At 60.8% G+C, this 14,276-nt stretch carries 19 protein-coding genes; 3 read left to right on the top strand and 16 right to left on the bottom strand.

The window, feature by feature from the left end; all coding sequences use genetic code 11:
- Positions 1-164: 164 nt before the first annotated feature.
- Entirely contained in the window at positions 165-1,220 is a 1,056-nt protein-coding gene (locus tag C5J24_RS22115) for a Fic family protein (protein ID WP_105420990.1), read from the top strand.
- Positions 1,221-1,487: 267 nt separating this feature from the next.
- Here the strand turns inward: C5J24_RS22115 and C5J24_RS22110 are convergent, their stop codons facing one another.
- Positions 1,488-2,225 (bottom strand): FadR/GntR family transcriptional regulator, encoded by a 738-nt coding sequence (locus C5J24_RS22110; protein ID WP_105421056.1) that lies wholly within the window; start codon positions 2,223-2,225, stop codon positions 1,488-1,490.
- A gap of 288 nt (positions 2,226-2,513) precedes the next feature.
- On the opposite strand from C5J24_RS22110, the gene C5J24_RS22100 reads away from it, so the two are divergent.
- Positions 2,514-4,169, top strand: coding sequence for a DapH/DapD/GlmU-related protein (locus C5J24_RS22100; protein WP_105420986.1), 1,656 nt, complete (start codon positions 2,514-2,516; stop codon positions 4,167-4,169).
- Positions 4,170-4,192: 23 nt separating this feature from the next.
- On the opposite strand, the gene C5J24_RS22095 is transcribed toward C5J24_RS22100, so the two are convergent.
- The 13 genes from C5J24_RS22095 to C5J24_RS22040 all read right to left on the bottom strand — a co-directional run bounded on the left by C5J24_RS22095 (position 4,193) and on the right by C5J24_RS22040 (position 11,447).
- The gene (locus C5J24_RS22095; protein WP_105420984.1) at positions 4,193-4,378 is read right to left on the bottom strand and encodes a hypothetical protein; all 186 of its coding nucleotides are present in this window, start codon (positions 4,376-4,378) and stop codon (positions 4,193-4,195) included.
- Positions 4,379-4,541: 163 nt separating this feature from the next.
- Positions 4,542-4,778 carry a GCG_CRPN prefix-to-repeats domain-containing protein gene (locus C5J24_RS32700; RefSeq protein ID WP_371674737.1) on the bottom strand — a complete coding sequence of 79 codons (237 nt, stop codon included), beginning with the start codon at positions 4,776-4,778 and terminating at the stop codon, positions 4,542-4,544.
- Positions 4,779-4,972: 194 nt separating this feature from the next.
- The gene (locus tag C5J24_RS22085; RefSeq protein ID WP_205836965.1) at positions 4,973-5,374 is read right to left on the bottom strand and encodes a hypothetical protein; all 402 of its coding nucleotides are present in this window, start codon (positions 5,372-5,374) and stop codon (positions 4,973-4,975) included.
- 129 nt (positions 5,375-5,503) lie between these two features.
- Positions 5,504-6,265: an ABC transporter ATP-binding protein gene (locus C5J24_RS22080; protein ID WP_105420980.1), complete on the bottom strand. Its 762-nt coding sequence runs from the start codon at positions 6,263-6,265 to the stop codon at positions 5,504-5,506.
- Entirely contained in the window at positions 6,262-7,302 is a 1,041-nt protein-coding gene (locus tag C5J24_RS22075) for an iron ABC transporter permease (RefSeq protein WP_105420978.1), read from the bottom strand. Before C5J24_RS22075 ends, C5J24_RS22080 begins: the two co-directional genes overlap by 4 nt.
- A complete protein-coding gene (locus tag C5J24_RS22070) occupies positions 7,299-8,321 on the bottom strand; it encodes an ABC transporter substrate-binding protein (RefSeq protein WP_105420976.1) in 1,023 nt (340 codons plus the stop codon). The genes C5J24_RS22075 and C5J24_RS22070 overlap by 4 nt, the downstream gene beginning before the upstream one ends.
- Positions 8,322-8,481: 160 nt before the next feature.
- The gene (locus C5J24_RS22065; protein WP_105420974.1) at positions 8,482-8,718 is read right to left on the bottom strand and encodes a hypothetical protein; all 237 of its coding nucleotides are present in this window, start codon (positions 8,716-8,718) and stop codon (positions 8,482-8,484) included.
- Between the two features lie 187 nt (positions 8,719-8,905).
- Complete coding sequence (locus C5J24_RS32000) at positions 8,906-9,094, bottom strand: hypothetical protein (RefSeq protein ID WP_172724093.1); 189 nt, start codon at positions 9,092-9,094, stop codon at positions 8,906-8,908.
- A 6-nt stretch (positions 9,095-9,100) separates the two neighbouring features.
- Positions 9,101-9,268, bottom strand: a complete 168-nt coding sequence (locus tag C5J24_RS31995; protein ID WP_172717081.1) for a hypothetical protein — start codon at positions 9,266-9,268, stop codon at positions 9,101-9,103.
- A 318-nt stretch (positions 9,269-9,586) separates the two neighbouring features.
- Positions 9,587-9,790, bottom strand: coding sequence for a hypothetical protein (locus tag C5J24_RS22055; RefSeq protein ID WP_105420970.1), 204 nt, complete (start codon positions 9,788-9,790; stop codon positions 9,587-9,589).
- Positions 9,791-9,966: 176 nt separating this feature from the next.
- Entirely contained in the window at positions 9,967-10,410 is a 444-nt protein-coding gene (locus C5J24_RS22050; RefSeq protein ID WP_105420968.1) for a hypothetical protein, read from the bottom strand.
- 11 nt (positions 10,411-10,421) lie between these two features.
- Positions 10,422-10,814: a hypothetical protein gene (locus C5J24_RS22045; protein ID WP_105420966.1), complete on the bottom strand. Its 393-nt coding sequence runs from the start codon at positions 10,812-10,814 to the stop codon at positions 10,422-10,424.
- A 60-nt stretch (positions 10,815-10,874) separates the two neighbouring features.
- Positions 10,875-11,447, bottom strand: a complete 573-nt coding sequence (locus tag C5J24_RS22040; protein WP_046631781.1) for a hypothetical protein — start codon at positions 11,445-11,447, stop codon at positions 10,875-10,877.
- A gap of 438 nt (positions 11,448-11,885) precedes the next feature.
- On the opposite strand from C5J24_RS22040, the gene repC reads away from it, so the two are divergent.
- Positions 11,886-12,002, top strand: coding sequence for a replication initiation protein RepC (gene repC, locus C5J24_RS32445; protein WP_371674739.1), 117 nt, complete (start codon positions 11,886-11,888; stop codon positions 12,000-12,002).
- Positions 12,003-12,651: 649 nt separating this feature from the next.
- On the opposite strand, the gene C5J24_RS22025 is transcribed toward repC, so the two are convergent.
- Both C5J24_RS22025 and C5J24_RS22020 read right to left on the bottom strand, forming a co-directional pair.
- Complete coding sequence (locus tag C5J24_RS22025) at positions 12,652-13,890, bottom strand: type II toxin-antitoxin system HipA family toxin (RefSeq protein WP_105420960.1); 1,239 nt, start codon at positions 13,888-13,890, stop codon at positions 12,652-12,654.
- Positions 13,887-14,159: a helix-turn-helix domain-containing protein gene (locus C5J24_RS22020; protein ID WP_105420958.1), complete on the bottom strand. Its 273-nt coding sequence runs from the start codon at positions 14,157-14,159 to the stop codon at positions 13,887-13,889. Before C5J24_RS22020 ends, C5J24_RS22025 begins: the two co-directional genes overlap by 4 nt.
- Positions 14,160-14,276: the final 117 nt, after the last annotated feature.

Here is a 14,276-nt window from a genome sequence, read left to right as displayed (position 1 = left end):
GTCGGCGCCATTCCGGACCTGTTGTCATAGACCACCGCATCGATGATTGCGAAGACCGATCTTTCCAGCAATTGGTTCAAGACCGGCTTATTGGATGGAAGTGGATGGATTAATGGATGCCGTTGTGCCATATCCTTTGTGGATGGAAATGGATGGACTAATGGATGCCGGCCCTCGACCTATCCAAACTGCGCATCACGCCTGAAATCCTGTCGCTGATCGCCGAGATTGACGAGTTCAAAGGCGCCTGGCGAGCGTTAGGACGGATCGCGCCCGACCGACTGTCCAGTCTGCGCCGGGTTGCAACGATCGAGAGCATCGGATCGTCAACCCGTATCGAGGGAGCAAAACTGAGCGACCGCGAGGTCGAGAGGCTACTCTCGAACCTGCGCATCGGCTCTTTCACCAGCCGTGACGAACAGGAAGTCGCAGGCTATGCCGGGGTGATGGAAACTATCTTTTCCGCTTTCGAAGAGATCCCCCTGAACGAAAACCATATCCGCCAACTCCATCGGGACCTGCTCATTCACTCGACCAAGGACGAGCGGCATCGGGGAAGTTGGAAGACGCTCTCCAACAACGTCGAAGCGTTCGACGAAGATGGCCGTAGCCTTGGCATCGTCTTTGCGACGGCATCGCCTTTCGATACGCAGGGCCGGATGGCCGACCTGGTGGCCTGGCAACAAGCTCAGGAGAAGGATCGCACGTTTCATCCGTTGCTCATCGTGGCGGTTTTTGTCGTCGTTTTTCTGGAGATCCATCCATTTCAGGACGGCAATGGCCGGCTCTCGCGCGCCTTGACCACCTTGCTCCTGCTTCGGGCCGGTTATTCCTATGTGCCCTATAGCTCCCTCGAAAGCGTCATCGAGCAAAACAAGGAAGCATATTATCTTGCACTGCGACGGACACAGGGCACGATCCGAACCGATGAGCAGGATTGGAATCCGTGGGTCGAGTTCTTCCTGCGAAGCCTGCAGCGGCAGAAACAGCGGCTGGAGCGCAAGATCGAGCGCGAGCGCATCCTTCTTGGTGATCTGCCGGAGCTGTCCATCGCAATTCTCGAATTGGCCCGCGAGCGTGGAAGAGTGACCGTGATGGACGCGGCCAAGGCCACAGGCGCAAGCAGAAATACCGTCAAGGATCATCTGCGCGCATTAAACGAGCAGGGACATCTAACCCTTCATGGAGCAGGCCGCGGTACCTGGTACGGCCTGAGCTGACCAAGGAAAATAACCGGCGGACCGCCAACGTGTGTATCAGCGTCGAAGGTTGATCTCTATGATCGGTCCCGTAAAGCCTTGATCTACTGAGGAAATGCAGACGGGGTGGGGTCACGATCAGCGCAGATGATGCCCCGTCCTCGTCGCGAGTTTGCAAGTAAAGTCAGGCTCTTACCGTCTTTTCAAACGGGGTCAACCTTCGGTGCTGTTTCGCAGCGGATTAGGCCCCAAGAGCCAGGTCGGCCATGCGGCTGATTTACTGCGGCATCAGCTTGAAAACGCCTTGAAATCCCTCAGTACATCCCGGTAGCGGATCTGGCTCCCTCTCAGGTGGTCGCGCATGGCATTGCGCGCCGCTTCCTCGTTGCGATCCGAGATCGCCACGACGATCGCTTCATGTTCCGTGTGGATCATGCGGCGGTAGGCGGTCTGTTCACCGGACCGTTCGCCGGGCGTCGCCCTCGATTGCGGAATGGCCGCAGTGCCGTGAAATTCCAGATGCTGCCGGAACAGCGGATTGTTCGTGGCGTCGGCGATGGCGAAATGCAGCGCAAGATCCGCCTCACGGATCGATTCGTTCTGCTCGATGCATTGCAGAATATGCCGATGACAATCGAAGATAGCCTCTTCCTGCGCCGGCGATCGGCGCATCGCCGCCAGACCGGCAGCTTCTATCTCAAGCGGAGCCCGCACCTCGAGCACCTCCAGATCGGACGATACGCGCGCCCGGTCGATTTTCCGGCCGGAAGGAGCTGAAGTCTCCTGGCTGAGCACATAAATTCCCGCGCCCTGCCGCACTTCGACAAGCCCGTCCGATCTGAGCGCCGCGACCGCTTCCCGGACCACCGTACGGCTTACGCCGTGGGTTTCCGTCAGTTCGACTTCGCTTGGGAGTTTGTCGCCGGGCGAGTATTGGCCGCTGGCGATTGCCGTCCGAAGACTTTCCCCGACCCGTGACACCAGCGATCCCGGTCCCTTGTTCCGCTCCTTGGTCTGGGTTGTCACGCTCAATCCCCGCTGCAACGACGCGACGCGTCCGCGCCGTATTCATCACACGTGTATGACAAATTCAGGCCCATATCAATGCGGGAGTGAATTCCATTTGCCCTGAGAGGCATTGATCAGTGCCGGCGGAGGCCGAAAACAAAAGCTGGACGGTTAAATTCGTCTGCTGTATCTCGTCAATTTGCCGAATATCAAAAATTGGTATGATGACATCGACCCCCCGAATTCCGATCCCCGGCCCGGCATTTTTCCCGAGCATGGAAGCCGGCGCGCAAGACGAGTGACGAGATGCGGACAGATCCAGACGTTTCCGAATCCGAGTTGGATCGGGAAGCCAGGCTGCAATTCCTCACCTGGGAGCGCAGGCCTGCGGATATTCAAAGCGATCCCCAAAGGAGGCTGAAGGAAAAACTGGCGCAGTCCGCCGGGGCGCAAATCGCAGACAGCGCTTATATCGCAAGCGACGCCCGCATTTTCACCTCATCTCTGATCCTCGGCGATCGTTCCTGGATTGCGGGGCACGCGCTCGTGCGGGGAGATGTGGAAATCGGCGCCAATTGTTCGGTCAACCCCTACGCATGCATCTCCGGAAAGGTCCGATGCGGAAACGGGGTGCGTATTGCTTCACTGGTGTCGATCGTTGGCTTCAATCATGGCTTCGACGATCCGCACATACCGATCAACGATCAGCCTCACGAGACGCTCGGCATCACGATCGGCGATGATGTTTGGGTCGGTGCCAATGCGGTCATTCTGGACGGCGTGACGATCGGGAGGGGTGCGGTTATCGCCGCCGGGGCTGTTGTAACCAAGGACATTCCGGATCTGGCGATTGCGGCGGGAGTGCCCGCCAAAGTCGTGCGCCGTCGCGGGGAAACGACACCTGCGGGAAAATCGCGTCGGGCCGAGGTCGAACAGGCGCTGCTCCGGATCAGCAAGGTGGCGGAAACCGAGTGGCGGGATGTGCGGGAACGGCATCTGACGCCCGAGGGTTATCTGTCGCCGGATGCCGATGGCATTGTCCGCATGAGCGTCAGGCATGAATGCGATGCGATCGAGATCGCCGCCGGTTTTGGAGAGCAGCCTTCCGGGAATGAGGCCAGGGCGATCGTGGATCGTCTGCAGGCGCTTCAGGACCCTGCGACCGGCTTTTTTCCCGATCCGTTTCGGTCACCCGATCCTGCAAAGAACATCCGCGACGATTCGCCGGCTCTCTATAATGTGCTGGCGGTCGGTTATGCGCTGGAGATACTCGGCACGCATCCCTCCCACCCCATCTCCGGCGTCGAAATGGACGCCGTTGCGCTTTGTGGCTGGCTGGAGGCGTTGCCCTGGAGCAGCCGCGCATGGTGGTGCGGCGATCGGGTGGACGCTATCGCCACCGCGCTTTATTTCAACGCCCGGTATTTCAGGAGCGGCAGGGGTAAGGAAATCCTCTTCGGCTGGCTCTCGACCCATATCGATCGTTCGACCGGACTGTGGGGGAAGCCGACCGCCGAACAAGGCCTGCTGCAACCGGTCAACGGCTTTTATCGCCTCACACGCGGAGCCCATGCCCAGTTCGGCATCCCGGTTCCTTTCCCGGAAGCGGCGATCAATTCCGTCATGACGCATTATCGAAACAATCGCGGTTTTTCCGGCCCAACCTACACGGCCTGCAATCTGCTCGATGCGATCCATCCGCTTTGGTTGTGCCTCAAGCAGACGGATTTCATGCGTGGCCCGGCGGAAGCCGTGGCTGAGGACATCATTCTGCGTTCGCCGGACCGGTGGCAGGCAAAAAGGGGCTTTGCCTTCGCCGACGGTCAGACAGGAAGCCTGCAGGGCACGGAAATGTGGCTTTCGACCCTGCATCTTGCCGCGGACCTGTTGGGCCTGGCTGAAAATTTCGCCTTCGTTCCCAAAGGCGTGCATCGGACACGACCTGCGGGAATGGGGCTGTAGCGCTTGCCGGCGTTGATTGTCGCCTAGCGGAACCGCGGCGGTCGTGGCGGAGAGTTCGAGTGGATTTCGTGCACCGGCGCGTGTTTTCCCAGCAGCCTTAACATCTTCTTTTCGTCTTCCAGCCGCATTCCGTTTTTACGGCAGTGTTCGGCGACGTCGTGCTGGCGTGGCCCAGGAATTCTGACCTGCCGATTGGTATCCTTCTTCATGACGCTTCCTCCTAACAATAAAACGCTCCCAGTTGGGAAATGTTCGTTAGAAGTAGCTAAAATTCAACCCCTGCCGTCAGAATCCGGCTTGCCGCAGACTCGGGCAGCGCAGACCTTGGCATCGAGAAAAAGCCCCTCTGCAGAGCAGAAGGGCTTTCCCGTATCATCGCCAATCCCGGTGATCGCGCCAGTCGCGATGGCCTCGCCATTCCCAGCGAGGCGGTCCTCGGTGGTCCCATCGATCCCGACGATCCCACCGATGGCTGTAGCGGGGCGGCGGCGGCCGCCAGCGGTTGGGGCGGCAATCGCCCCACCGGTTCAGGTGGTAACCGCGACCGCAAGCCCAATCGACCTTTTCGGCGGTTGGTTTTGCCGGGACGGCAATGGTTCCGATCGGCATGGCATTTGCCGCGCCTCCAAAAAGACAAGCTGCGATCAAACTGGCCGCTAAGACTATCCTGCGCATCGGTTTCCTCCAGAGTGCACACGCTGACAGATTGCGGCGCGATCCTTGAACCGTTGCTGAAGTCCGCATTCATCTGAGCTTCAGCTTATGTACATTTGATCGAGGGTTCCTTCTGGTCTCAGCCGGCCTCAGCGATAACGCGAGCGGTCCCGGCCGTCGTCGCGAGAGTCGGAATCGTCCGAAGACGTTCCTCGCTCCAGCCGGTCCAGCACCTGCAGAAGAAGATCCGCGCAATCCTTTGTCGGTTCGCCGTTGGCGCAGCGTAGGTCGATCGTGGTCCGCCCGTTCTCGATGCGGAAACGCGCGCCGCGCTCCCGTGGCGCTCGACGGTCCGCCATCGGAGGCATCCGCCACTCGTCTCCGTCCCTGTCAGCGCCCGGTCCCTGAGGACCGGGCGGCGGTGCGTTCGGGGCGCGATCGCGCTCAGCCTGTGGCGGGGTGCTGGGAGATGCGTTAGGCGTTTCCTGTGCGAGTGACAGGTTGGCCGACAGCGAAAGAACGGCCGCTGCCGTGATGAAAAGAGGTTTCATGTCGGGCCCTCCGGTTCCGGGTGACCAACGAACAATGACGAGGGTTTGTTTGTTCCAGCCGGCGTCCGCCTAACGGCCGCCAACTCTGTTCACCCGGGCCTGCGCCGAACACCGTCGTCGATGGAGTTATCAGACGAGGTAGTGGATATGGGGTCGTGAATGGTGCGGCGAGGCTTCTACCCGTGCTTCGACGCAAAATACGTCCCTCAGCAGGGCTTCGGTCAGCACCGCTTCCGGCGAACCGCAGGCGACAATCCGGCCATCCTGCAGGACGATCAGCTCATCGCAGAACATCGCTGCATGATTGAGATCGTGAAGCGCGATGATGCTCGTCATCGGCAGGCCGGAAACCAGCCGCATCAGGCCGATCTGATGCTGGATATCCAGATGGTTGGTCGGTTCGTCGAGGATGAGTTCCTTCGGCGATTGCGCCAGCGCCCTTGCGATATGGGTCCGCTGCTTTTCGCCGCCGGAAAGGGACTGCCAGCGGTCGTTGCGCTTGTGGGCCATGCCGGCACGCGCAAGAGCGGTCTCGACCGCTTCGTCGTCGGTGAGCGACCAGCCGGAAAATATCGACCGGTGCGGAAACCGCCCGAGCTTCACCACGTCGACGACCCTCAGATTGGCATTGGTCGTGGCGTGCTGTTCAACGAAGGCGACCCGCTTTGCGATCGAACGCCGCCCGATCGTCTTGAGATCCTTGCCTTCAAGCATGATGGAGCCAGAATGCGGCAGTTTCAAACCCGCGAGCAGACGCAGGAGCGACGTCTTTCCCGAACCGTTCGGTCCCAGAAGGCCGAGCGTCCTGCCCGGCTGTGCCGCGAATGAAACGCCGTCGAGCACGGTCTTCCTGCCAATTTTCCAGGTGAGGTTCTCGGTTTTGATGCTCATGACGCGCGTTGGAACCGGTAGAGGATAATCGAAAAGAACGGCACGCCGACCAGCGCGGTGACGACGCCGATCGGCAGGACCTGCTGCGGGATGAGGGTGCGTGACGCGATGTCCGCCACCACCATGAAAACGGCGCCGATGACGGCGCAGGCCGGAAGCAAGCGGACATGCAGTGGCCCGACGGCAAACCGCGCCACATGCGGTACGACGAGGCCGACGAAGCCGATCGAGCCGACCATGCTGACGATCGTCGCGGTCATCATCGCCGTCAGGGCGAAAAGCACGATGCGTGCTCGCGCGACATTGACACCGAGCGCCGCCGCCGCTTCATCGCCGAAGGCGAACGCATCGAGCACGCGGGCATAAAGCAGGCAAGCCACCAGCGCGATGCCGACGATGATCGAGACCAGCGTCAGTTCCGGCCAGCGCACGCCGCCGAAGCTGCCAAGCAGCCAGAACATCACGTCGCGCGCCTGCTGGGCATTGCCCGACGTCGTGACGATGTAGGAGGTCGAGGCATTGAAGAGCTGCGAAGCGGCGACACCGGCAAGAATGGTGCGGTCCGCACCGCCGCGCGTGCCGTTGGATAGCAGCGCCACGAAGAAGAAGGCCGCGAAGGCGCCGGCAAAAGCCCCGGCCGACAATGAGACCGCGCCTGCGCCAACACCGAGGATGACGATCGCGACGGCTCCGGTAGACGCGCCGGCCGAAATGCCGAGAACATAGGGCTCGGCCAGCGGGTTGCGCAGCAGCGACTGCATGATCGCTCCCGATAGGGCGAGGCCCGCACCGCAAAAGGCCGCGACCAGCGCCCGGCTGAGACGATAGTCCCAGATGACCGTCTCATGGATACGGTTGAGCCCCACCGTCGTCCATCCCAGCCGATTGGTGACCGCAGAAAAGGTCGTCGCGAGCGGGATCGGCAGGTCGCCGATCCCGACGCTTATGCCGACGACGAGACCGATGGCTGCAAGCGAAGCCACCAGCACGGCTGCGAAGGCGAAAAGCTGGTGAAGGGAGCGGCGCTTTTCCGTCACTTCAGAAGACCGAGGGCCTTCAACTGGTCGGCCACTTGTTCGGCGCCATAGATCGTCCGCACGGTCGGGTTCATGGCCTGACCGTCCATCACCACCATTGCCTTGTTCTTCACGGCGGTGATCTGGCTGACGGCCGGATCGGTGGTCAGGAACTTGATCTTTGCTTCCGGCTTGTCGAGTTCCCAGCGGTTGCGGTCCAGATTGGCGACGACGATCACGTCCGGATTGGCAGCGATGATGCTTTCCCAGCCGAGCGTCGGCCATTCGGCTTCGGCGGTGACGGCATTGCGGCCGCCCAGGACGTCAGCGATGAAGCCGGACGCTGCGTTCTTGCCGCCGAGATAAGCATCGGCCGACGGGCTGGGGCTGGAGAACCAGAAGACGTAGGAGAGGCTTTTGCCGTCCTTCGAAACGCCGGAACGGAGTTTGGCCTCGCGCGCCTTGAAGTCGGCGATCAACGCCTGGCCGCGATCGGCGACATCGAAGATCTGCGATAGTTCGTCGATTTCCTTGTAGAGCAGATCCATGTTCCAAAGCTGGGCGCGGCTGCCGTACTGGTCCTTGACCTCCTTGGTGCTGAGGCAGGTGCTGGGCGAGAGATAGGTCGGCACGCCGACCTTGTCGAAGTCCTCACGCTTGGCGACCTTGCTGCTCGGGCCGACCAGGCTTGGCAAAGCGGCCGCGACGAAATCCGGGTTCTCCGCCAGGATCGATTCGAAGGTCGGGAATTCGACGCTCAGAAGCTTGACCTTGGCATTGGCTTCGGCAAGTTGCGGCAAAACCTTGCTCGGCCAGAAGGCGGTGCCGGCCATCTTGTCCTGGAGGCCGAGCAGCAGCAGGATTTCCGCGCTGTTCTGGCCAAGGCCGATTGCCCGCTCGGGCGCCTTCTGGAGGCTGACCTGGGCGCCGCAGTTTTCGATGGTCAGGGGGTATTTCGTCGAGGCGAATGCCGAGGAAACAGTGAAGCTGGATGCGGCAGCGATCAACAGCGCGGTCAAGGTGGATTTCAGCGTGAGCATGGCAGGTCCCGGTTCAAGTCTGCCACGGCGAATAAACGTTCCTGCTGGTTTTAACAAGATAACGCCAGTCACCTTTGATGTCGCAAGCTGACATCCTGCCAAAGGCACATCGTCGCCCGCGTCGCAGATTCGGGCAGCGGCGGAGCTGAAACAGGCTCCGTCAGATCAGGTTGCGCCGTTTTGCCTTTATCAGGGCTACGAGCTCGTCACCGCTGATGATCGGTTCGGGGATCTGGCCGCAATGAACGAAAAGCTCGATGGCCGGAAGCTCGCCGATATTCTTTCTGCAATAGGCCAAGGCCTTTTCCAGCGAGACGAAGGTCCGGCTGGGGACGTCTTCTGACCAGCAATGCACGGTGGCGGGCACGCGTGCATATCCCGGAGTCCGGTCGGGCATTTTTCGGGTTTCCTCGGCGTGTCGTTATGATGCGAATTTTGATCACAATTATCATATGATAAGAATGCGCGTGGGCTTAGCTGGTGGGGTGGTTACCGATCTGAAACCCAGACTGCGGCAATTTGAACGGCCTGCGCCTCATCTTCCCCGCGCTAGGGAGGAGAAGGCACAGCGGGTGCAGCTAGCGTCAGGTGCCGGCATAGATCCCATACAGCGCGATGAACACGTAGAGGCAGAAGGCTGCGACCGCGACGCCCGCGATAAACATGATCAGGCCGCGGCCGGCGATGACTTTTCGCTTCTTTTGGGGTTCGGGATCCGCCGATGGCGACAATCCCGTCGGTGTTTCGCTCCTTGGCGTTTCGCTTGGCTTCATCGTCGATCACTTCGTCTGGTCGATGGCGTGCGGAGACGGCGGTGTCTGAGGACCCGTGGGCTCGCCGGGGGTCAGGAAAAAGAAATAGACTGCACCGATGACAAGTGCGGCCGCGAGAATGGCGGTGACAAATTTCATCATGTTGTTGCCGGCTTTTCTGGACGTGTCGTTCATGAAGGCTCCAACAGGCTGATTGGGGAATAGTTCCTCGCCCGATGCCGGGAGCTCATGATGGCGCTTCGGGAGCGGTCGACGGCCTCGGATCAATCTGGTCTTCAGGCCGCTGCCGCGAGCAAGACGCTGGCGACGATCAGGCAGCCAAGCGCTGCATTCAGTCCGATGTAAAACGCCAGTTCATGTTGGTGGTCGGGTTTGCGGTGCATCTCGGTCTCCTCCTGAAAGCTCAACCTGCCGTCGCGTTGGAAAGTTCCGGCCAGCATTGTCATGGCGCTGAAAAGGGATTGCACGAAGGAGGACAGGAAGACCTCCCGCCTAGTCTCCCGCTGCCCCAAGGCCAAGCGGCCCATTGATCCTGTCCAAGGCTTCCCCGAGCGATTTGACCGCTTCCATCGTCACGGCCTGTGCCGACATCAGCATCGCGAGGTCCGCGTCCTTCCCCTGGTGGGATAGCGCAAGGGCACGCTTGTGCAGCTGTTGGCTCATGGTGCTGAGTTGCTCAAAAGTATTTTCGTCCATCGTCATCCTCCGAAGTCTGCGCGGTTTTAAAGCCCCAACCCGGCATTCAGTTCCAATCAGCGAACTGAACGGCAGAATTCGTAAGCGGCGGCGGACTCAACACCTGGGGATGATCCGCTTGCCGCGGAAGGCTCCGGCTCCCGCTCTTTCGTGGGAGCCGGTTCCTCGTTTTCTGGTCACTGCGGTGGCAGAACCACGTTGCTGTCGGTGGTGCTTTTGACCGGCTTCTGCCCCGGGACGTGGGACATGCTGCGCGTCTTGCTTTGCAGCTCATCATCCTTGACCCGCGTTTTCGTCTGGGATTTGCTGAATGTGCCCTGGTCCATGGCCTGCGCCTTCGACTGCGCCTTCAACTGGTTCGGGTTCTCGTTGACCTTGGTCTGGCTGCGGGCTTTGCCATCGGCCGTCGCCGCACTGCCCCCAGAGCCGATCGAGGCTGTCGTGCCATCGTCGGTCTGACAGGCTCCGGCGGTGCCGAGTGTGCTTGCCGATGTGCCGCCTGCGGCGGCGCTGCCGGCGGAGCCGACGGTGCCGGCCGAGTTGCAGTCCTGTGCAAGCACGGGCGTGGTGGCGACCGAGGCCATAAGCGCCAGGCACGCCAGGGTAATTTTCTTCGACATGTCTATCTCCTTCATTTCCGAGGCGGGGTTACGTCGCAGGTGCCGTCCGATCGGCGTGTGATCACCGTTCCATCAGGCTTGGTGACGCTTGCCGTCGAAAATGCCTGATTGCCGGCCGTGCCGGTTGTGACGGACGAGCCGGCGCTGGACGAAGCCGAGCCACCGCCCGAATGCGTCGTCGTTGTCTTGCCGTCGATTGTCGTCGAGGACGATACGCTGCCGCCGCCTGCGGTTACCGATGTCGACGTCCCGTTGCCGGTCGAGCCCGCGGCTTCGATGACGGTGCAGGTGGTGCCGTCGTCAAGCTTGATGGTTTCGGTGGCAAAGGCCGAGATCGCGGTGATGGTCGCCAGGATCAGCGGCAGTGCGAACGTGCCTTTGTATGCGAATGATGCCGAGGTCATTTCGGCTCTCCTATTGATAGGACGAAGGCGGAACAATCCGCCCCCGTCCGATGGATGGGACTAGCAGGAAGCGCCGTCTTTCTTGGCCTGGCCCGGAGGACATGCCTTCTTGCCCTGTCCGTGTTCAAGGCCGGCTGCGCCAGCCGAGCTGCCGCCGGTTCCGACCGAACTGGTCGACATGCCGTCCTTGGCCGAGGTGCCGCCGGTGCCGAGCGTCGAAGCGGAGCCCGACCCACTGCCGGAACCTGCCGCCGAGCCGCCGGTGCCGACGGAGCTGCTGGACTGGCCGTCTCCTGCGGACGTGCCGCCGGTGCCAAGCGTCGATGCCGAGCCGGAGCCGCTGCCCGAGCCTGCCGCCGACCCACCGGTGCCCACCGAGCTGCTCGACTGGCCGCCGCCAGCAGAGGAACCGCCGGTGCCCAGGGTCGAGGCGGAACCGGTGCCGCAATTGGTGGTGCCGGGTGCGCAATTGGTTCCGGCAGAACTGCCGCCCGTCCCGACCGTGCTGCTGGACGTGCCGCCGCCGGCACTGGTTCCTCCGGTGCCGACTGTGCTGCTGGTCTGGGCGAAGGCTGACAGTGTAGTGCCCGCGAGAAGCGCCGCGGCAAAGGCCGCGCGTGTAACAATGTTCATGTCTTATCTCCTTGAGTTTCCACATGCTTCCGACCGCGAACAGCGTTTCCGAAGCTGTGAAGAAAACTCGCTTTCGACGGCGCCTGTTCCCGGCCTCAGGCTTCAGTCCTATCCAGGCTGAGACCTTAGGCCACGGGCGACACCGACCAAGGTCCGGAGCGAGGAGGAAGAGGTCGCGAACGCGGAACTTGGACCGCAATTGCGGGTTCAAGGCGTCTCGAAAAAGGAGGTTCAGATGGAAGAGAGCGTGTATGAGGCGCGTTGGCTGCTGATCATCATCGCTTTGCTGGTTGTCGCAATGACCGCCGTCGGCGCCGCAGCTGGGTGAGCCGGCTGAGGCGGCTGGCGCGGTTGAGCGCCTTCTTTGGCGGGTCCCTGCGAGAGGGCAGCGGTAAAACGGAAGCCACTTGCCGAGTCGACGAAGACTTTTCGTTGGGTATGGTGCTTCGTGGATGCCCGCAGATATCGAATTACGTGCCAGGTGGCGCAATCTCGCATTGGCGAGAGGTGATGACGGCCGCGGTGGTGGTGCGAACCGAAGCTTCAGCTCGCTGAATACGTGCTCGGCCATGAAATCTACAAACTCATGTTGATTACGAGATACGTTATGGATGTAAATCTCGGCAAAGCCACATGTCGCGCATTCTTCGACCAGTTCATTTCCGCGCGTAATCAAGGGAATGAATTTGCCTATTTCCTCGGGCGCCACATCGCGTGATGCCGAATCGAATTCCGCAGGGCTTGCTCAGCTAACAAATCCGGCTCGACCGCCGCATTGCGCCTCTCCTGCCAGGCGGCCATTCGCGCCTCATCGATTGTGGACGCCCAGGACGCTTGAGCTGGAGGGCAAGGGGTTTCCCCGCTCCACCGTTTGCCTGGAATACCTCCGCGATCCTTTTCATTTCGTTCGCCGCTTTCCGAACTGTCACCAGCCCGGCTGCCCACTTTCCAAGCCAGGTTGCGGTCCGCTCGGTGAGCGCCGCGCCCAACAACAATGGCGGCTTCTCCGGAAGTGACCGCAGCTTTACCTGATCTGTCTTGAGCTATCGGTGGTCAACGTCACCGTCTAACCGGCAAAGGTGGCACCCCCGGTCGCTCGCGGCGGGAAAATATAGGGAATTCAAAGGTATTTTTCGAAGTCTTTGAATTCGTGTGATAATCTAAGATCCCAGCCGATTATACCGAGATGCTGTTCGAGCTCGTTTCAGGCTCGAATCTGCCCCTGAATTCGCCTGCATCGCTTCTGAATATTATGGGTGATGCGCCCCAGGACTCTCGTCGGATCGCCAGCGGTGTCGACGATCTGCTTCGCGACATCTTCGCAGAAGCCACCAATTACCGCCGCAAGCTCCTGGACACGCCTGATAGTCGATGCACCGCTCAACCCGACCTCCTCAGCGAATGCCTGCCAATCTGCTCGCCTCAAGTCAGGCCCGATGAAACGCCCGGCGATGCCTTGAGGCAGGCTCTGATCAACCTGCCGGTAGACCGCCGCACACATCAAATCGTAAAGTGGCGCCAGCTTCGCAGATCCGCCGGCACCGATCAGGATGGAGTAGTTCTTTGCATGCGAATCCGAATTGCAGATCAGTACGTTGAAAATCACTGCGTCGAGAAGCGTCAGGCGCTCGGCGGGGGAAACAAGATCGCTGACGGCATCGAACAGCATCTTCAATGTCACGCCGCGGCCCGTCTGGGATCGCTCGTATTTCTGCGATGGAAAATGACCCGTTAGCTGGCAAAGGTCTTCCTGGTGCAGCCTGCGGATCTCACCTTGTGGATCAGTAAAACGGTCATAGCGCTTCACCAGCAAATAGCGCCGTTTGCCGGCTATGCCGATCGTAGCTTCGGCCGCTTCCAGTCCGCAGGCCCGTGCAAGGGCCAGGCAGAAGGCTTCGTTCTCGACGCTTCCAGCCAGACGGTTGGTGTCTGGCTTGATGATATGGGTCGATGGCGTGCCATCGACCGGGATCGAGATAGCGCCATTCTCATCAACGAAGACGGGTAGCTTTTCCTGTACGCCCGCAAGCGACATGGAGACCCCTCGCTCTCCGACCAGGAAGGGTTTGGACGGAAGCTCGTTGAGGATTCGCTCCAGCGCCTCGTCGTCCGGAATGGGCTGCAGGTTGACGCCCGCTTTGCGGGGTTCGCCGATCGACAGCGCTCCGGCCGTGTCGCGACCGATGTGACCGAGCAGGCCCACGATGTCCTGGGGAGACACTTTCAGCCGCTGACCGATCTCGGCGAGATGGGTTTCCGGCAGCAGGTTGGCGAGCCATGGCAGCAGCCTGTCCGCGCCGACCGCTCCTGATCGTAGCGGCATGGTCAGCGAGATAGGGAAGGCCGAGCGGCGCGCCTCCCATGACGGATCGTAGTCGAGCCGCCATTCCCCCTCGAACGTCATCTCGCCAACGAGGAAGGTTTCGTAGAAGATGGTTGTCATCGGCCATCACCGAAAGTCGGCAGGAAGCCCAGGTCATCTTCCATGGCGGTCAACGAGGGTTGGGCTGTCTTCAAGTCGCCGATCTCGATACCGACCGTGCGTGCGACGATCAGCGCCTTTTCGAGCTGGCAGCTAGGCTTGCCGGATTCGAGCTCGACGATGAAACGTTCGCCTGTACCGGAACGGGTGGCAAGCTCGGTCTGGGTCCAGCCGAGACCTTTGCGTTTTTCCCTGACGGCAGCGCCGAAATCGCGTGCGGATCTGAACATCGAGCATCTCCTGTATCGGCTTACCGTACAGGAAGATTTCCTGAGTTTCAATGCCATCCTTACCGATCGGGAAGTGTTGCCCTTGGAAATGTAGATTCACCCCGATCGGGAAGTTTT

This window comes from Neorhizobium sp. T25_27 (assembly GCF_002968565.1).
GTDB classification, from domain to species: Bacteria; Pseudomonadota; Alphaproteobacteria; order Rhizobiales; family Rhizobiaceae; genus Neorhizobium; species Neorhizobium tomejilense.
The sequence above is the reverse complement of the archived record's forward strand: the minus strand, read 5'-3'. Positions and strand labels throughout refer to the sequence as shown.